The 16,902-nt window shown below is 73.4% G+C and carries 14 protein-coding genes and 1 tRNA gene; 6 read left to right on the forward strand and 9 right to left on the reverse strand.

From position 1 onward, the window contains the following. The first annotated feature begins 221 nt into the window (after positions 1-221). Entirely contained in the window at positions 222-947 is a 726-nt protein-coding gene (locus tag RF640_RS15930) for a DUF1028 domain-containing protein (protein ID WP_017834079.1), read from the forward strand. Positions 948-994: 47 nt separating this feature from the next. After that, positions 995-2,194, forward strand: coding sequence for a CapA family protein (locus tag RF640_RS15935; protein WP_368828373.1), 1,200 nt, complete (start codon positions 995-997; stop codon positions 2,192-2,194). A 3-nt stretch (positions 2,195-2,197) separates the two neighbouring features. On the opposite strand, the gene RF640_RS15940 is transcribed toward RF640_RS15935, so the two are convergent. From RF640_RS15940 to serA, 3 genes are all read right to left on the reverse strand, one after another. After that, the gene (locus RF640_RS15940; protein ID WP_017834077.1) at positions 2,198-3,085 is read right to left on the reverse strand and encodes an endonuclease/exonuclease/phosphatase family protein; all 888 of its coding nucleotides are present in this window, start codon (positions 3,083-3,085) and stop codon (positions 2,198-2,200) included. 157 nt (positions 3,086-3,242) lie between these two features. After that, the gene (locus tag RF640_RS15945; RefSeq protein WP_368828374.1) at positions 3,243-6,254 is read right to left on the reverse strand and encodes a glycosyl hydrolase family 65 protein; all 3,012 of its coding nucleotides are present in this window, start codon (positions 6,252-6,254) and stop codon (positions 3,243-3,245) included. A 50-nt stretch (positions 6,255-6,304) separates the two neighbouring features. After that, positions 6,305-7,501, reverse strand: coding sequence for a phosphoglycerate dehydrogenase (gene serA / locus RF640_RS15950; RefSeq protein ID WP_095651311.1), 1,197 nt, complete (start codon positions 7,499-7,501; stop codon positions 6,305-6,307). Positions 7,502-7,774: 273 nt separating this feature from the next. On the opposite strand from serA, the gene RF640_RS15955 reads away from it, so the two are divergent. After that, positions 7,775-8,965: a M14 family zinc carboxypeptidase gene (locus RF640_RS15955; RefSeq protein ID WP_368828375.1), complete on the forward strand. Its 1,191-nt coding sequence runs from the start codon at positions 7,775-7,777 to the stop codon at positions 8,963-8,965. A 92-nt stretch (positions 8,966-9,057) separates the two neighbouring features. On the opposite strand, the gene RF640_RS15960 is transcribed toward RF640_RS15955, so the two are convergent. Continuing rightward, a tRNA-Leu gene (locus RF640_RS15960) sits at positions 9,058-9,144 on the reverse strand. 147 nt (positions 9,145-9,291) lie between these two features. Here RF640_RS15960 and RF640_RS15965 point away from each other — a divergent pair. After that, on the forward strand, positions 9,292-10,149 hold the full coding sequence (locus RF640_RS15965) for a formate/nitrite transporter family protein (protein WP_368828376.1): 858 nt from the start codon (positions 9,292-9,294) through the stop codon (positions 10,147-10,149). A gap of 3 nt (positions 10,150-10,152) precedes the next feature. Here RF640_RS15965 and RF640_RS15970 read toward each other — a convergent pair whose 3' ends face one another. Then, the gene (locus RF640_RS15970) at positions 10,153-10,935 is read right to left on the reverse strand and encodes a metal-dependent hydrolase (RefSeq protein ID WP_017834072.1); all 783 of its coding nucleotides are present in this window, start codon (positions 10,933-10,935) and stop codon (positions 10,153-10,155) included. Between the two features lie 180 nt (positions 10,936-11,115). On the opposite strand from RF640_RS15970, the gene RF640_RS15975 reads away from it, so the two are divergent. Beyond that, a complete protein-coding gene (locus RF640_RS15975) occupies positions 11,116-11,706 on the forward strand; it encodes an alpha/beta fold hydrolase (RefSeq protein ID WP_109268591.1) in 591 nt (196 codons plus the stop codon). A 25-nt stretch (positions 11,707-11,731) separates the two neighbouring features. Here RF640_RS15975 and RF640_RS15980 read toward each other — a convergent pair whose 3' ends face one another. Continuing rightward, positions 11,732-12,019 carry a hypothetical protein gene (locus RF640_RS15980; protein WP_035925795.1) on the reverse strand — a complete coding sequence of 96 codons (288 nt, stop codon included), beginning with the start codon at positions 12,017-12,019 and terminating at the stop codon, positions 11,732-11,734. Between the two features lie 77 nt (positions 12,020-12,096). After that, positions 12,097-12,744, reverse strand: coding sequence for a YdcF family protein (locus tag RF640_RS15985; RefSeq protein WP_284562761.1), 648 nt, complete (start codon positions 12,742-12,744; stop codon positions 12,097-12,099). Positions 12,745-12,955: 211 nt separating this feature from the next. On the opposite strand from RF640_RS15985, the gene RF640_RS15990 reads away from it, so the two are divergent. Then, complete coding sequence (locus tag RF640_RS15990) at positions 12,956-13,429, forward strand: thioesterase family protein (RefSeq protein WP_017834068.1); 474 nt, start codon at positions 12,956-12,958, stop codon at positions 13,427-13,429. 24 nt (positions 13,430-13,453) lie between these two features. Here the strand turns inward: RF640_RS15990 and RF640_RS15995 are convergent, their stop codons facing one another. Next, on the reverse strand, positions 13,454-15,319 hold the full coding sequence (locus RF640_RS15995; protein ID WP_368828377.1) for a bifunctional sugar phosphate isomerase/epimerase/4-hydroxyphenylpyruvate dioxygenase family protein: 1,866 nt from the start codon (positions 15,317-15,319) through the stop codon (positions 13,454-13,456). Further along, entirely contained in the window at positions 15,319-16,761 is a 1,443-nt protein-coding gene (locus RF640_RS16000) for an MFS transporter (RefSeq protein ID WP_109243694.1), read from the reverse strand. Before RF640_RS16000 ends, RF640_RS15995 begins: the two co-directional genes overlap by 1 nt. Between the last annotated feature and the right edge of the window lie 141 nt (positions 16,762-16,902).

Raw genomic sequence — 16,902 nt, forward strand, 5'->3', positions numbered from 1 at the left:
AATGAGCCGTCCGCCCGGGAGCACCCGGCAGGTGCTCCGTGCGGCCGCCCTCCCGGTGCGCACCCGGTCGTGGGTGTCGTCCCACCCTATGCACCCGGGACGGCCCGCCACCAGCACCGCGGGCCCGGCGTGCCGGGGCGGAGGACGTCCCGCCCCGGTCCGCGCGGGGCATCCATCGACAACGAACCGGCCGGCACGGACGTGCCGGCCAGGAGGTGCTCGTGACCTACACCGTGATCGCCCGGAGCGCGGACTCCCGCCTGCTCGGCGCCGCCACGGCGAGCTGCTCGCTCGCCGTGGGCAACGCCGTGCCGGCCCTCGTGCCCACCGCAGGGGTGGTCGCCTCCCAGGCGTGGACCAACCGGCGGCTGCGCTTCGAGATGCTCCGCACCCTGCACCACGGGGGCACGGCCGAGGAGGCGATCGCGGCCCTGACCGACGCCGACCCGGACCTGGCGCTGCGCCAGGTGGCCGTCCTGCCCGTGGCGGGGCCCGGTGCCCACCTCACCGGCAGCCTGTGCACGCCCTGGGCGGGGGGCGTGGCCGGGGCCGACTTCGTGGTGATCGGCAACTACCTGACCGGCCCGGAGGTCGTCGAGTCGATGCGCGCCGCGATGGACGAGGCGCTCACGGGGTCCGGGCCGACCAGCACCGAGATGGCCGGCGCGCTCCTGGCCTGTCTGCGCGCGGGCCGGGACGCGGGCGGGGACAGCCGGGGGCAGCAGAGCGCCGCGGTGCTCGTGGCCGACACGCTCGCGGGCTTCCAGTACCCTGTGCTGCTCGACGTCGACCTGCGGGCCGACAACTCGCCCACCCCGCTGGAGGATCTGGAGGAGATGCTCGCGCTGAAGGGCAGGGCCCACCCGGCGCCGGCCGAGGTGGTGCCCAGCACCGAGGTCCCGCACCGTCCCGAGGACGAGGGGCTCTGGTCGACGGTCCTGTCCTGACCTCCCTCGGGTGGGCGGCCCCCGCCGGGGTGGCCTACCCTCGGTCCATGAGTTCTCGTCGTGTCCTCCCGCCGGTGCGCTACGGCCCCGCGGCGGGCCTGACCGCGGTCCTCCTGGCGGGGGCGACGGTCCTCGCCGGCTGCTCCCCGGAGCCGGCCGGGCCGCCGGCGAGCGCTCCGGACGGGACCGGGGCGGCGTCGTCGGCCCCCGCAGCGCCGGAGGCGGCCCCGGACCGGCTGGAGGTCGTGGTCACCGGCGACGTCCTGCTCCACCCGGGGCTGTGGGCGCAGGCCGAGGCGGACGGGGACGGGGAGCTGGACTTCGGCCCGCTCGTGGAGGGCCTGCGCCCGTTCACGGAGGACGCCGGCCTCGCCGTCTGCAACATGGAGACCCCGTTCGCCGCGGCCGAGGGCCCCTTCTCCGGGTACCCCTCGTTCGAGGTGCCGCCGCAGATCGTCCCGGCGCTGGCGGACCTCGGCTACGACGCGTGCACCACGGCCTCGAACCATGCGGTGGACGCCGGCCCGGAGGGCCTCGAACGGACCCTCGACGTCCTGGCGGACGCCGGGATCGCGACCACCGGCACGTACCGCGCCGCCGAGGACGCGCGGGAGCCGCTGGTCCTGGACGCGGACGGCGTGCGGGTGGGCCTGGTGACCGGCACCTACGGGCTCAACGGCAACGTCCCGGACGCCGCGTGGCGCGTGGACCTGCTGGACGTCCCCGAGATGGTCCGCAAGGCGCGCGCGGCCCGGGCGGCGGGGGCGGAGATCGTGCTGGCCGCGGTGCACGCCGGCGAGGAGTACTCCTCGGCGCCCGACCGGCAGCAGTTCGAGGTCACGCACGCGCTCGCCGACAGCGGGGAGTTCGACTTCGTCTACGGCCACCACACGCACTCGGTGCTGCCGATCGAGAAGCGCGGGGACACCTGGATCGTGCACGGCCTGGGCAACAGCGTCTCGGAGCACGCCACCCGGGTGCCGGTCAACAACGAGGGCCTGACGGTCAGCATGTCCTTCGCGCGCGAGGACGGGGAGTGGGTGGCCGGGGACCCGGTGTGGACCCCGCACATCCTCACCCTGGACCCGATCCGGTGGTGCGCGCTGCCGGCCGAGGACGTCTGCCGCTCCCGCGAGGAGGACGCGGCGTCCCTGGCGCGCACCGCGCGGACCGTGGGGTCGATGGGGGCGGAGGCCGACGGCGCCCGCCCGTGGCGCCCGCTCGCCCTCGGTCCCGCAGGGGAGTAGCGCTCAGTCCCGGTCGAGGGTGACGAGCGCCTGCACCGGGGCGTGGTCGCTGGGGTGGCCCCCCGCGAAGCGGGCGGTGTTGATCGCGGCGCGGCGCACCCGGACGCCGGGGCCGGCCAGCACCCAGTCGATCCGCTCCTCGCCCTCCACGGCCTCGCCGTAGTCCGGGAAGGTGCCCCACGCGGGGGTGAGCCGTTCCTCGGCGGCCGTCCAGGTGTCGGCGAGCACCCCGGAGCCCACGAGCGTCTCGTAAGCCCCGGAGTCCCCCGCCTCCGCGTTGAAGTCCCCGGTGACCAGGGTGGGGGTGTGCGGGTGGAAGCTGTGCACGAGCTCGACCAGGGCCTCCGCGCTGCGGTCCCGGGCGGTCTCGGAGTCGTGGTCGAAGTGGGTGTTGACGAGCACGAGGTCGGTGCCGGTGCCGCGGTCCAGGAAGCGGCCCCAGGTGACGATGCGCGGGATGTCGTTGCCCCAGGTGGTGGAGCCGATGAGCTCCGGGGTGCCGGAGAGCCAGAACTGGTCCCACTCCACCAGCTCCAGGCGCCGGGCGTCGTAGAAGATCGCGGAGTACTCGCCCTTGCTGCCCCCGGCGCGCCCGTAGCCGACCATCCGGTAGCCGGCGGGCAGCGCCCGCTCCACCGCCGGCAGCTGGTGGTGGAGGGCCTCCTGCACCCCGAGCAGCGTGGGCTGCTCGAGCTGCAGCAGCCGCGCCAGCCGGGGCGCGCGGTCGGGCCAGTGGTCCGGGTTCCCGGCGTGCGTGCCGCTGTGGTGGAAGCGGATGTTGTAGCTCATCACGTGCAGGGCGCGGCCCGTGGCGGGACCGATGAGCGGCACCGCGGGATCGGCGACGCCGGGGGTCGTGGAACGGTCGAGAAGGACGGTGTCTGAGGACATCACTGCTCCAGGGTGGGGGAGTGCGGGGGCGTCGTCGTCCCATGGTGGACCGGGCGGCCCGACCACGGTGCCACCGAGGGGGAACCCCCGGTGATCATCCGGTGAACTCGTGGGGTCCTCCACGGGGACCGCGGCCCCGTGGCCGGCGGTGCACGGCTCAGGCATCGGTCACCGCCACGGGGAAGTGCCGGATCTGCCCGGCGGCGAGCTCGTGGACCTCGCCGTCGACGTTCACGCGCACGGGCTCGGCGGGGCCGGGGGCGAGGTAGAGCCGCAGCCCGGCGCGGGTGACCTCGACCTGGATGGGCTGGTCCCGGTAGCTGATCGAGAAGGACACCTTGGGCAGCTGCGGGGGGATCGCCGGGTGCAGCCACAGCATGTCGTCCCGGACCTCCAGGCCCGTGTAGCAGCGGGTGAGGATGTCCACGGAGCCGGCCATGGCCCCCAGGTGCACCCCTTCGCGGACCGTGTCCCCCTGGGCATCCACGAGGTCGCTGTTGAGCGCCCGGGTGAGGAAGGACCAGGAGCTGGGGCGGTCCCGGCGGGCCTCGACCCAGGAGTGCACCACGTTGGAGAGCGTGGACCCGTGCGAGGAGCGGTCGCAGTAGAAGGCGACGGTGGCCCGGACCGCCTCCGCCGGGAAGTCGTAGCCCATCTGCCCCAGCAGCTCCCGCAGCTCCTCCGCGGAGAACAGGTACAGCAGCATCAGGACGTCGGCCTGCTTGGCCAGCCGGTAGTCGTTCGTGGAGCGCCCCTCGGCGTCGAGGATGAGGTCGAGGCGCCCGATGTAGCCGTAGCGGGTCCGGTAGTCCTCCCAGGCGAGCTCCGGCAGCTCCTCGTAGCCCTCGAACTGGGCGAGGACGCCGCCGGCCAGGAACGGCACCCGCAGCCGGGTGCGGACCCGCTCCCAGCGGGCCACCTCGTCCTCCCGCAGGCCCAGGCGCCGCCACAGGGGCCCGCCGTAGTCCTGGCCGAGACGCTCGACCATCTCGACCGCCCGCGCGAGCAGCCACGCCGTCATGACGTTGGTGTAGGCGTTGTTGCGCAGCCCCGAGCCCGGCGCGCCCGGGGCGCCGTCGTGGAATTCGTCCGGGCCCATCACCCCCGTGATCACGTACCGGTCGTCCTCGGGGTCGTGCACCGCGAGGCTCGAGAAGAACCGGGCGATCTCCACCACGAGCTCGGCGCCCTGCTCGATCAGGAAGCGGGTGTCGCCCGTGGCCTGGTAGTACTGCCACACGCTGTGCGCGACCGCCAGCCCCACGTGGCGCTGCAGCCGCGAGTGGTCCGGGATCCACCGGCCGGTGCGGGGGTTGAACAGCGCCCGCGGGGTCTCCTCGCGGCCGTCGCTGCCGCTCTGCCACGGGAACATGGCTCCCTCGTGGCCGGCCGCGCGGGCCGCCGCCCGCGCCTCGGGCAGGCGCCGGTACCGGTAGGCCAGCAGCGCCCGGGTCCACTCGGGCCGGCGGAGGGTGAGCATGGGGTAGACGAACATCTCGTCCCAGAACACGTGGCCGCGGTAGCCCTCGCCGTGCAGCCCGCGGGGCGGGACGCCGGCGTCCAGGTCCGGGTGCGCGGCCGCCACCGACTGCAGGACGTGGAAGGTGTTGAGGTTCACGGCCAGGCCCTGCTGGCCGCCGGCGTCGGTGGCCACGGCGAAGGCGGACCACAGGGCCTGCCACGCGACCACGTGGGCGGAGAGCAGCTCGTCGAAGCCGCCCGCCCGCTCCAGCAGCGTGGACGCGGCGTGCGCGGGCGTGGCGATCGCCCGGTCCTGCGAGGTCACGAGGGCGACGACCTTCTCGACCCGCACGGCCCGCCCCGGGTCCATCCGCAGCCGCAGCTCGTGGCCCACCACGCCGGGCGCGGGCCGGGACGGGACCCGGGAGAGCAGCCGGTCCTCCGTGCCGCTGCGGAGCACCCGGGTGCGGGCGGCCACGGCGATCCGGACGCCGGACCAGGACGTGGCCACCTCGACCCGTGCGGTCCCGTGGCCCAGGTCCTCGAGCCGGGCGTCGGCCAGGTGCCGGCCGGCCAGGGCGGCGTGCTCCGCGACGTTGCGGTTGCGGACGTCGGCGTCCACGAGGCTGCGCACGGTCAGGGTCCCGCTCCAGTCCTCGGCCTCGAAGACCGTCTCCTGCCCCGCCAGATGGCGCTGGTCCTGGGAGACGAACCGGCGGGTGGTCACGCGGGTGGTGCGCCCGGCCTCGTCCCGGAAGCGCAGGGTGCGGGTCAGCACCCCGGTGCGCAGGTCGAGGTCCTGGTGGTGCTCCAGCACGTTGTCCGGGGTGGGCTCGAACCAGTAGCCGTCCTGGACGCGGTACTGCACCAGCAGCCAGTTGGGGGCGTTCACGAGGTCCTCGTGCTCCAGGACGAGACCGGCGGCCTCGGAGCGCAGCCGGTTGTAGACGCCCGCAAGGTAGGTGCCGGGGTAGTGCGTGCCGTCGGCCCGGGACTCGCTCGCGGCGCCGCGCACGGCCATGTACCCGTTGCCGAGGGTGCACAGCGACTCCCGCATCCCCTCGCGCGGCGGGTCGAGGTCGGCGTAGGTCAGGTTCCACGGGCTGCCCCCGCCGCAGCCGCCGGCCCAGTCGGAGTCCCCCGGGGCGGTGGCGACCGGGATGTCGAGGTCCGTGAGGTCGTCCACCACGAGGTGGGCGCCGGCGGCGAGCAGCCGGCCCCGCCGGCCCGCGCCGTCGAGCCCCACGACGAGCCCGAAGCCGTGGGTCACGGCGGTCCGCACCAGGCGGTCGCTGTCGCTGACCACCACGATGTGCTCGGGCTCCACCGCCAGGCGGCGGGAGGCGAGCAGCAGGGAGGCGGCCGGCGGGTGCGGGTCCGGCCCGTCCCGCCCCGTGGTGCCGTCCCGCGGCGGATCGGCCGCGACCACGATGTCCGCCGGCGGTCCCGCGCCCAGCTCCGGGCGGGTGGTGACCAGGGCCGTGAGCACGCCCTCGGCGCGCAGGCGGGCGAAGAGCTCGGCGGCCCCCGCCTCGTGGCGCGGGTGCAGGACTCCGCCGGCGGGGCGTATCGGGACCGGGGCGCCGTCGTCGCCGGCGCGGGCGGTGTCGTCGGGGCCCGGTGCGGCCCCCGCCGGTGCGAGGGCGAGCACCACCGCTCCGTAGGTGCTCCTGCCGTGGACGGCAGGCTGCTCCAGGACGCCGCTCATGCGGTCATTGTGCCACCTGCCTCCGTCAGGAGCCGGAGGCGGGCGGTGCGTCAGTTGATGGTGCTGAGGCGGATGGTCTCGGGCAGCCCCAGGATCTGCTCGATGACCTCCCGGGTCACGCCGTTGCCGGCGTCCGTGACGAGGTAGCCGGTGTCCCCGCGGGTGGACAGCTGCTGACGGTCGATGTTGATGCCGTGGTCGCCGAGCACGCTATTGACGGTCGCCAGCACGCCCGGGACGTTGCGGTGCAGGTGCAGGATGCGGGTGCCGTTGACGGCGGTGTCCAGCTGGACCTGCGGCATGTTCACCGACAGGGTCGTGGAGCCCGAGGTCGCGAAGGACGAGAGCTTCCCTGCCACGAACCGCCCGATGTCCACCTGCGCCTCCTGCGTGGAGCCGCCGATGTGCGGGGTGAGGATCACGTTGGGCAGGCCCTGCAGCACCGAGGTGAACGGGTCCCCGGCCACCTTGGGCTCGTTGGGGAAGACGTCCACCGAGGCGCCGGCGATGTGCCCGCTGACCAGGGCGTCGCGCAGTGCGTTGTAGTCGACCACCATGCCGCGGCACAGGTTCAGGAACAGGGACCGGGGGCGCATCCGCTCGAACTGATCCCGGCCGAAGAGGTTGTTGTTGCTGGTGCGCCCGTCCACGTGCAGCGAGACGGTCTCGACCCGTTCCAGCAGCTCCTCCAGCGTGTCGCAGCGCTGGGCGTTGCCCAGGGGCAGGCGGTCCACCACGTCGTAATAGTAGACCCGCATGCCGAGGGTCTCGGCGAGCACGGACAGCTGGGAGCCGATGTTGCCGTAGCCCACGATGCCGAGGGTGCGGCCGCGGACCTCGTGGGCGCCCTCGGCGGACTTGTCCCACACGCCCTCGTGCATGCCCTTGTTCTTGTCCGTGAGGTGCCGGGCCATCGAGATGATCTCGGCGATCGCGAGCTCCACCACGGACCGGGTGTTGGAGTAGGGGGCGTTGAAGCACGTCACGGCGTGCTCGGTGGCGGCCGCCAGGTCGATCTGGTTCGTGCCGATGCAGAAGGCGCCCACGGACAGCAGCTGCGGGTGGGCCTCGAACACCTCCCGGGTCACGTGGGTCTTCGACCGGATGCCGAGCAGCTCGACGCCCTCGAGGGCGTCGACGAGCTCTCCGGTGTCGAGGGCGCCCTTGCGGGTCTCGACCTCGATGCCCTTCTCGGACAGGATGCGTTCGGCCTCGGGGTGGACGTTCTCCAGGAGCAGTGCTTTCACAGTCGCCCAGTCTATGGCTACGGCGCAGGGGAGCGCGACGCCGGGCGTCACCCCGCGGCCGATGTGGCCCGGATCACCGGGCTCCGTGGGGGACCGGCCCGCGCGGAGCCCGTGGACGTTCCGCCGGCGGACGCAGGTCTACCGAGCAGTACTTCCATTGTTGCGGGCCGGCCGGTGACGGACGTGTGCCATCGCGAATAGCATCGCGAGCACCCCCTCAGGCGCGGCCCCCCGGGCCGCACCGGCAGCCCCATCCCCCAGGAGGACCAGCACATGATCCCTCAGCACCGCGACCTTGCGACCGCACGCTCCTCGGACCGCCCGCGCCGCCGGCGCCGGACCGCGGCGGCGCTCGCGCTCGCCGTCGCCCTTCCCCTCGGTGCCGCCGCACCTGCCGCCGCGGACGCGAACTTCCCCGCCACGGAGGGGAGGACCAGCATCTCGAGCATCCTGACCCCCGACGACGTGGAGCGGGAGCTGCAGAAGCTGGAGCGGACCAGCCGCCACGGTGTCGACGCCTTCACCCTCGCCGAGGCCGGCATGGAGGTGAGCACCTCCGAGCAGGGCCGGGACCTGTGGGTCGCGACCGTCGGCTCGGGGCCGGAGCACGTGTGGCTCCAGGGCCGGATCCACGGCAACGAGCCCTACGGCACCGACGCCCTGCTGAGCCTGCTCAAGGAGCTCGGCACCGACGGCTCGTCCGAGTACGAGCTGCTGCGCTCGAGGTTCACCTTCCACATCATCCCCATGTACAACCCGGACGGCGCCGAGGCCAACATCCGGCACACCGTCCTGTGGGACCAGGTCTCCGGCGCGCCGGAGGGCGGGACGCCGCAGCGCATCGACCTCAACCGCGACTGGACGGCCGAGGGCTTCGCGGCCGACGAGTCCCGCGCCTTCTACGAGTACTGGACGACGGTCGACCCGGCCTGGGGCGTCGACATCCACCACCAGGGCCTCAAGACGCAGTACGGGACCGGCGACGACGTCACCCTGTCCCTGGGCATCTCCCTCGCTCCCGGCGGACCGACCCTGCCGGGGCTCGAGGGCGGCGCCTACGACCGGCTCACCCGGCAGATGAACGTGCACGTCTACGACGAGCTCTCGAAGTACGGCTCCATCAACATCGACCGCTACCAGGTGGGCGGCAGCTACGAGATCGACATCAAGGGCGGTGTCGTCTCGGCGATGATGCTCGGCCTGGACCACGGCGGGCTCAACCCCGAGGGGCACTCCCACCCGGTGGTGTTCTTCGAGACCTCGGGCAACTCCTCGGACGGCAGCCTCGGCCAGAAGGCCCGCGGCAAGAGCGTGCGGCAGAACGTGCTCGCCGTGAAGGAGCTGCTGCTCGGCCTGGCCACCGGGGAGGTCCAGCAGGAGGACCCGGAGCGCTGGGACGAGATCCCGCACGCCCCGGTCACCGGCTACCAGACCGACTACGCCGGGGTGATCCCGGTCGGCTGAGCCCGGCTGCCGGGGCCCGGCTGCTCCGGCCGGTCCGGGGGCATCACAAAAGGCGAAGCGGGACATCCGTCGGATGTCCCGCTTCGCCTGTGTGGTGCGCGAGGGGGGAGTTGAACCCCCACGCCCTTTCGGGCACACGGACCTGAACCGTGCGCGTCTGCCTATTCCGCCACTCGCGCTCGTGGATCACAGCGGCGGACCGCTGTGGGCAACGACGACAATCCTACCCACAGTCGCCCCCGTTGGCCAATCGTGGTCTCCGGCCTGCTGTCAGTAGGCTTGCCGCATTCCGGTCAGGGGTCGACGAGGGCACACAGGGGGCACGGATGGAACCCGACAGGGAGAATCTCGAGGAGAAGCGCAAGGAGCTGGGCAGGACGGACGAGCCGCTCGAGGACGAGCTGGTCGAGGAGTTCGAGAACACGGTCACCGAGGGCGCGGAACGCCTGACCCGCACGTGGCGGGCGATGATCATCACCGGGCTCTTCGGGGGCATCGACGTGGGGGTGGGCATCCTCGCCTACCTGGCGGTCAAGGAGGCCACCGGGTCGGACCTGCTGGCCGGCGCGGCGTTCGGCTTCGGGCTGCTCGCGCTCCAGCTCGCCCACTCGGAGCTGTTCACGGAGAACTTCCTGGTGCCCATCTACGCCGTCGTCTCCCGGCACAGCACCTGGTGGCAGCTGGCGCGCTTCTGGACGGTGACCCTGCTGACCAACCTCCTGGGCGGATGGCTGTTCACCTGGTTGATCGTGGCGGGGTTCCCGCAGTTCCACGACGTCCTGGAGGAGTCGGCGGCCAAGTACCTCGAGGGGGGCCTCACCGTGGAGTCGGCCGCTCTGGCGCTGCTGGCCGGCAGCACCATCACGCTCGGGACGCGGATGAGCCAGGGATCCAGCAACGAGGTGGTGCACACCGCCATCGCGCTCATCGACGGCCTGCTGGTCGTCGGGCTGGGCATGCTGCACGGCGCACTGAACTCGGCGGTGATCTTCGGGGCGATGCACGCGGGCGCCGACATCTCCTACACGGCGTGGCTGGTGTGGATGCTGTGGGTCATCCCGCTGAACATGGTGGGCGGGCTCGTCATCATCACGATGCCGCGGCTCATCCGCACGCTCGAACTGATCCGGAAGGAGCGCGGGCAGCAGGTGCGCGAGCACGCCGCCGACGGGCGGGTGGTCTGAGGCTCAGGCGACCACGAGCCCGGTGGTCAGGGCGAAGGCCCCCCACAGGCCCGTCAGGGCGAAGAGGGTGATCGGGGCGAGCAGCGCGATCTCCGCGGCCGAGCCGGCGTTGCCGATCAGCGGCACCGTGAGGAAGGACCGGTTCTTGTACACCGACCGGGGCAGGGGCAGCGGCATCCGCAGCGGGTAGAGCAGGTGGATCCCGCGCGTGGTCACCAGGTCCCCGGCCAGGTGGGCGACCACCCCCGTGGCCACGGCCGCGGCGAACCACCACTCGTGGGCGGGCGGGTGCAGCCCCACCAGAACGCCCAGCCCGATCCCCACGACCCAGTTGAGCTTCGCGACCCGGTCCGGCACGAAGGCGAGCACCTGCACCGCGAAGGCGATGAGGAGCACGGACATCACCGCGGCGAGCGGCCACACCCAGCCGAGGCCCTCGACCGGGATCCCGATCTTCTGCGCCGCGGCGGCCAGGCCGGTGAACACCGCCACGCCCAGCACGGAGTGGGTGCCGCGCCGGTGCCCGCCGGAGAGCCGGCAGATCCCGCGGGCCAGCCAGGTGGACAGCGGGCGCAGGGACCGGGCCACGGTCCCGTCCGGGTGGTCGAGGTCCGGCAGCAGGGCCGCCCCGGCGGTGACGAGCGCCCCGGTGAGCACACCGGCGTCGCCGACGTCCAGGACGCCCCAGCCGATCGGGACGGTGAGGTCCTGGAGGTGCAGCTGGTAGTCGGCGGTCAGCGCCACCCATGCGGCCGCCCCGCAGGCCGCATGGCTCGGTCCCATCATGAGAGTGATGTCCTCCTCGGATTTTCGGTGCGGTGGGGTCAGGGCGACCTCACCAGCGGAAACACTAGGGTCCCGGCCGGACAGCACAGCGCCGGGACTGCCCGACGGGCGCCCGGTGACACCGGATCCCCCGGGTCCGTAGGCTGACGGCCAGGACTCCGCCGACGGAAGGACAGCGCCGTGCTCCGATCCGATCGCTCCGGTTCGGGGGCGCCCACCCTGCTGCTGCTCCCGGGGCTGCTGTGCACCCAGCGGCTGTGGGACCGGGCGCGGCCGCTGCTCGAGGCCTTCCACGACGTGCTCACGGTGGACCTGCCGGGCGTCGGCGGCGGCGACCTCCCGGAGGGAGCCGCCGACCTGGAGGCGTACGCGGACCGGGTGTGCGAGGTGCTCGACGCCGTGCGGGAGCACGGCGTCGCCGCCTACGCGGACCGGCAGATGCCCCGGACGTTCCGGGAGGACGCCCGCGAGGAGGACGTCGAGGCCGCGCTCCGGCAGGCCCGGGACTGGCCGGAGGACGCCGTGGTCCGGGCCCTGGAGGCCATGCGGGACCGGCCGGACCGCACACCCCTGCTGCTCGAGCACACCGAGCTGCCGGTGCTGCTCATCCAGGGGGACGACGACCCCGCGATCGACGCGCTCGACCCGGAGGAGGGCCATGTCACGCGGATCGTCACGGACACCGCGCACATGGGCGTGCTCACCGACCCGCACACCTTCGCGGGCATCGTGCACGGCTGGGTGGCCGACGAGCTCGAGCGCTCTGCCTGACCGGCCCCCGTCGGGGAGCGGGGCGTCAGGGGGCTGCCACGGACCGCCACCCCGCGGAGTCCACCTCGACGACGACGGGTGCCCGGCCGCGCACGCTCCGCCGCCGCAGCGCCGCCTCGATGTCACCCGCGGGGGCGGCGACCACGAAGGTCTCGCCGCGGAACAGGTCGGCGGAGTCCTCGACGAGCGAGACCAGCTCCTCGGCGCCGCGGGCCGTGAACCGCTCGGCCACGCGCAGGCGCGCGGTCCACGGCGGGGGAGGGACGGCGTCGTCGAGCAGGACGGCCGTGGCGGGGCACTGCAGGTCGGTCATGGGCCCAGTCTTCCCCTCGGGCTGCGGCGGGGGAAGGTGGGAGCCGCAGAGCACGGCCACCGGTCCCGGCCGACCGCTCAGTCCAGGGACTTGGGCCGCCACGGCAGCTGCTGGTCGCAGCCGGGGGTGAGCCAGGCCTTCACGAAGCCGCCGGACTGGTAGATGAACTCCCGCAGGTGACCCCGCGGCACGGCCGGGTAGTCGAAGGAGAGCACGTCCAGCTCCCCGGCGTAGCAGCGTTCCAGCAGCAGGCGGGAGCGGGCGACGTGCTGACGGTAGGTGAGGGCGCTGACGTGCTCCCACCCTCGCTGCTCGCTGAGTGCGCGCAGCTCCATGGCCTCGCCCTGGGTGGTCGAGGGGTCGGGGCGGAAGCAGATCACCTCGTAGTCCTGCTCGCCGCCCCCCGCGCAGGTCTGCGCGGCCCGCGTGTAGTACACCCGGCCCGAGGCGTCGCCGAGGTCGCCGGTGCCGGGGTTCGCCACGACCAGCACGGGCGCCACTCCGGCGTCCATGAGCCGCAGCGCCTCGGCCATGCGGGTCCGGTCCGGCGGGCCCAGCACGAGCAGGGCGTCCGAGCGCGCCGGGACGTCGGTCCGGGGGTGCTGGAACGCCGTCCAGCCGGCGACCAGCCAGACCAGGAGCAGCGCGAGCACCGGGACGAGCACCCAGGTCGCCCGGGCAGAGCGGAGGACGGGGCGGCGGGTGGTGCGGGCACTGCGGGGCATCGGGGCCGCTCCTCGCCGGTCGTGGGGACGGAGTCCGGATCAGCCGACATTGTCGCACCCGCCGCTGGGCGCGGCCGCCGTGTGACGGGCCGAGGCCGCCCGGGCGGGCCGGTGCGGGCCTACGATGTAGCACGCCGGTGCGGTGCGCGCGGGCGTGCCGCGCGGACGTGCCGTGCGCACGGCAGGTCGAGGACCGAGGAGGACGGACCGCATGACGGTGGAGGACGAGACCGGGGTGCTGTGCCGGGTGCCCATGCGCTGGGGCGACATGGACCCGTACGGGCACGTGAACAACGTGGAGGTCGTGCGGCTGCTCGAGGAGTCGCGGATCGCGGCCCTGGGCGTGCCCGTGGGCACCGGCGACCAGGTGGAGCCCCCGCTGATCCCGTTCTTCTCCGCGCTGCCGGAGGGCACCCAGGCGCTGATCACCGAGAACCGGATCAGGTACCTCCGCCCCCTCGAGTACCGCAACACGCCGGTGGAGGTCCGGGTGTGGGTCGTCTCCGCCCGCGGCGGGGCGCTGACGCTGGGCTTCGAGATCACCGACGTGGTCTCGCGCCGGGCGTGCGTGCGGGCCGAGACCCAGCTCGCGTTCTTCGTGCCCGCCACGGGGACGGTGCTGCGCATCTCGGCGGAGCAGCAGGAGCTCCTCGCCCCGCACGCGGGCCCGCGCGTCTTCCGCTGACCCGCGCGCCCCGGGGCGGGGTGCTCAGGCCTCCGTGCGCGCCCGGTGGGCCGCCTGCGAGCGCCGGTACTGCGCCGCGAGCCGGACCGGGGCGTTGGGCGCGCCGAAGCCGGAGTACCCGTTGCGGCGCTCGACCACCTCGAAGAACACCGTGCCCAGGGTCTCCGTGTAGAAGTGCAGGAACTCGCCCTCGGCGTCCCGGTCGTAGAGCAGGTGCAGCTCCTGCAGGGAGGCCACGAACCCGGCGTCGAGGTCGAAGCGGGCGTCGAGGTCCTCGTAGTAGTTCTGCGGCACGGGCAGGAACCGCAGCCCGCGCCGGCGGGCCCGCCGGGCCGCGGCGAAGACGTCCGTGCAGGACAGCGCCACGTGCTCGGGGTAGGCCGCGCCCACGAAGGAGCCCTGCTCCGCGGCGGTCGGGGCCACGTTGAGCGGCATCCGCACCGCCCCGTTGGCCGAGCGCATCACCTGGCTGCGCACCAGCCCCGAGGGGCCGGGGACGTCCTGGGCGGCCTGCGCCTCCAGCGCCAGCACCGAGGTGTAGAACAGCACGGCCTCGTCGTAGTGCTGCCACGGCTGGGCCATGTTGACGTGGTCCACCCCGGTGACCAGGGCCCCCGTGTCGAGCTCTTCGTCCGCGCCGAACTCGCCCAGCCACCCCGGGACCCCGTCCGCCGTGCGCTCGCAGAAGAAGATCTCCGTGCCGTCCGGGGCGAACACCCCGCGCAGGACCTGCTCGTCGTCGCGCTGGGAGCGGGGCACGGGCAGGGCCTTGAGCCGGGCGGCCCGGTCGACGGCGGCGTCCGGGTCGGCGACGTCGAAGCCGAGCGCGGCGACCTCGGTGGGGGAGCCGTCCGGGACCGCGTCGTTGACGACGACCCGCACCGGTCCCTGCACCCACACCTGCACGTTCTCCTTGGACTGGTGGTGCCCGCCCAGGGCGAAGCCGAGCTGGTGCAGGAGCCGGGTGGTCTCGCCGAGCCGCCCGGTGCGGATCTCCACGAAGTCGTGGCCGGCCGGCTCCTCGACCGCGGGCAGCGGCTGGAGCTCGAGCGTGTCCCGGGTCCGCTCCCCGGCCAGGGCCCGTCGGGTCTGGTCCTCGAGCCAGCGCAGGGAGCGCAGCCCGTCCACCGCCGTGCGGTTGACGTCGGCCTGGCGGAAGGCGTCGTTGAAGATCTCCAGGGACACGGGGCCGTCGTAGCCGGCGCGGACCAGGTGGGACATGAAGCCGACCATGTCGAAGTCGCCCTGCCCGGGGAACACCCGGTGGTGGCGGGACCAGGACAGGACGTCCAGGTGCAGGAGCGGGGCGTCGGCCAGCTGCACGAAGAAGATCTTCTCCGCCGCGATGTCCTCGATCGGGGCCGGGTCCCAGGCGCGGGAGAGGATGTGGAAGCTGTCGAGGCAGGTCCCCACGGCCGGGTGGTCGGCGAGGTCCACGATCCGCTGGGCGCGCTCGAAGTCATCGACAAACTTCCCCCAGGCCAGGGCTTCGTAGGCGAGTCGGACCTCGTAGCCGGAAGCGAGGTCCCCGAGCTGGCGCAGCTGGTCGGCCATGACGTTGTCGTCATCGATTTCGGCGGTCGCGACGTTGGAGCACACGAGCAGGGTCTGCGTGCCGAGCCGGTCCATCAGCCGGAACTTGGCCTCGGCGCGCCGCAGGTTCGCGGCCAGCCGCTCGGGGCCCACAGCGTCGAAGTCCCGGAAGGGCTGGTAGAGGTCCAGGCTCAGGCCCAGCTGCGCGGCGAGCTCCCGGATCTGCTCGGGGGAGGAGGGGGAGACGACCAGGTCCTGCTCGAAGACCTCGATGCCGTCGAACCCGGCGGCCGCGGCGGCGTGCATCTTCTCCTCGAGGGTGCCCGAGAGGCAGACCGTGGCGATCGAGGTGCGCATCAGCGTGCCGCCCCGGCGGCGGCCGGCTCCGCGGCGCCCTCGTTCTCGGCGCCCCGGCCCCGGGCCTCGAGGGCGCGCAGCTCGGCGGCCTCGGTGCGCGAGGTGTGCAGCGCGTCGATCTCGTCGAGGGACTTCCGCGCCGTCTCCTTCGCGGTGAGCGCGGCGCCGCCGGAGATCAGGCACGCGACCGTGACGAACACGGCCACGCCCAGCCAGTTGTCGCCGGCGGGACCCGCCACGGCGGAGGCGAGGACGGGCGCGAAGCCGCCCGAGACGGCGAAGCCGATCTGGGTGCCCAGGGCCAGGCCGGTGACCCGGACCCGCAGCGGCAGCATCTCGGCGTAGAACGAGGGCCAGATGCTGTTGGCCATCGAGTAGAAGCACCCGGACATGACGGCGCCGAGCACGAAGATGAGCGGCCAGTTCCCGGCGTGGACCGCCGAGAGGTAGGGGTACATCAGCACGGCGGGGCCGAGGACCCCCGCGAGGAAGACGGGCTTGCGGCCGATGCGGTCGGCGAGCACGGCCACGACCGGGATCACGAACAGGGCGACGGCGTTGGCCAGCACGGAGACCCACAGCATGGTGGAGCGCTCGAGGCCGACCACGGAGGTGGCGAAGGAGAGCGACCACACCGTGAACACCACGTTGACGGTGTTGATCATGGCGGCAGCGGCGATCCGGACCACGGCGGCCCGGTGGTGCCGCAGGAGCACGCGCAGCGGGGACTCCGGCTGCTCGGCGGGGGTCTCGGCGCGGGCCTCCCGGAAGGCCGGGGGCTCCTCCAGGTGGCGGCGGATCAGGTAGGCCACCACCACGACGACGGCGGAGAGCCAGAACGGCACGCGCCAGCCCCAGCTGAACAGCGCCTCCTCCGGCAGGAGGGTGAACGGGATGAACACGGCGGTGGCCAGCAGGGTCCCGAACTGGGTGCCCTGCAGGGTCCAGCTGGTGGTGTACGCGCGGCGGTCCTCGTCGGAGTGCTCGAGCGACATGGAGATGGCGCTGGCCTGCTCGCCCGCGGCGGACAGCCCCTGGACCACGCGGCACAGCACGAGCAGCACCGGGGCCAGCATCCCCACCTGGTCGTAGGTCGGGAGGCAGCCGACGGCGAAGGTCGCCCCGCCGATCATGAACAGGGTCAGCATGAGCACGAACTTGCGGCCGAACCGGTCGGCCAGCGGACCCATGACCAGGGCCCCCAGCGGGCGGACGACGTACGCCACGCCCACGGTGCCCATGGCGAAGAGGATGGCCACGCCGGGGGACGTCTCGGCGGGGAAGAAGAGGTGGTTGAGCACCAGGGCGGCGGCGGTGCCGTAGACCGCGAAGTCGTAGTACTCGAGGGCGCTGCCGATCCAGCTGGCCAGCGCGGCCTTGCGGGGCGTCCGGCCGGAGGGCGGCGGGGCCGTGGTCCCGGCGGTCGTCGCTGCTGAGCTCATGGAGGTCCTTCGGGTCGGTCCACAACGCGATCTGGTTCTCATATTGTGGAAGTCACTGCTACTGTGTGATCATGATCTCTGTGAGCTGGTCCACATGTCAACCGCAGGACGGACGGAGCGCTGCTGTGCGAACGTCGATCA

It is taken from the genome of Kocuria sp. CPCC 205231, from assembly GCF_040980965.1.
GTDB lineage: Bacteria > Actinomycetota > Actinomycetes > Actinomycetales > Micrococcaceae > Kocuria > Kocuria rosea.

What these genes read in the sequence shown, in the direction of transcription:
- RF640_RS15935 (WP_368828373.1), top strand. Translation starts at nt 995, where the DNA reads ATGAGTTCTCGTCGTGTCCTCCCGCCGGTGCGCTACGGCCCCGCGGCG.
- RF640_RS15940 (WP_017834077.1), bottom strand. Translation starts at nt 3,085, where the DNA reads ATGTCCTCAGACACCGTCCTTCTCGACCGTTCCACGACCCCCGGCGTC.
- RF640_RS15945 (WP_368828374.1), bottom strand. Translation starts at nt 6,254, where the DNA reads ATGAGCGGCGTCCTGGAGCAGCCTGCCGTCCACGGCAGGAGCACCTAC.
- RF640_RS15955 (WP_368828375.1), top strand. Translation starts at nt 7,775, where the DNA reads ATGATCCCTCAGCACCGCGACCTTGCGACCGCACGCTCCTCGGACCGC.
- RF640_RS15965 (WP_368828376.1), top strand. Translation starts at nt 9,292, where the DNA reads ATGGAACCCGACAGGGAGAATCTCGAGGAGAAGCGCAAGGAGCTGGGC.
- RF640_RS15970 (WP_017834072.1), bottom strand. Translation starts at nt 10,935, where the DNA reads ATGATGGGACCGAGCCATGCGGCCTGCGGGGCGGCCGCATGGGTGGCG.
- RF640_RS15980 (WP_035925795.1), bottom strand. Translation starts at nt 12,019, where the DNA reads ATGACCGACCTGCAGTGCCCCGCCACGGCCGTCCTGCTCGACGACGCC.
- RF640_RS15985 (WP_284562761.1), bottom strand. Translation starts at nt 12,744, where the DNA reads ATGCCCCGCAGTGCCCGCACCACCCGCCGCCCCGTCCTCCGCTCTGCC.
- RF640_RS15990 (WP_017834068.1), top strand. Translation starts at nt 12,956, where the DNA reads ATGACGGTGGAGGACGAGACCGGGGTGCTGTGCCGGGTGCCCATGCGC.
- RF640_RS15995 (WP_368828377.1), bottom strand. Translation starts at nt 15,319, where the DNA reads ATGCGCACCTCGATCGCCACGGTCTGCCTCTCGGGCACCCTCGAGGAG.
- RF640_RS16000 (WP_109243694.1), bottom strand. Translation starts at nt 16,761, where the DNA reads ATGAGCTCAGCAGCGACGACCGCCGGGACCACGGCCCCGCCGCCCTCC.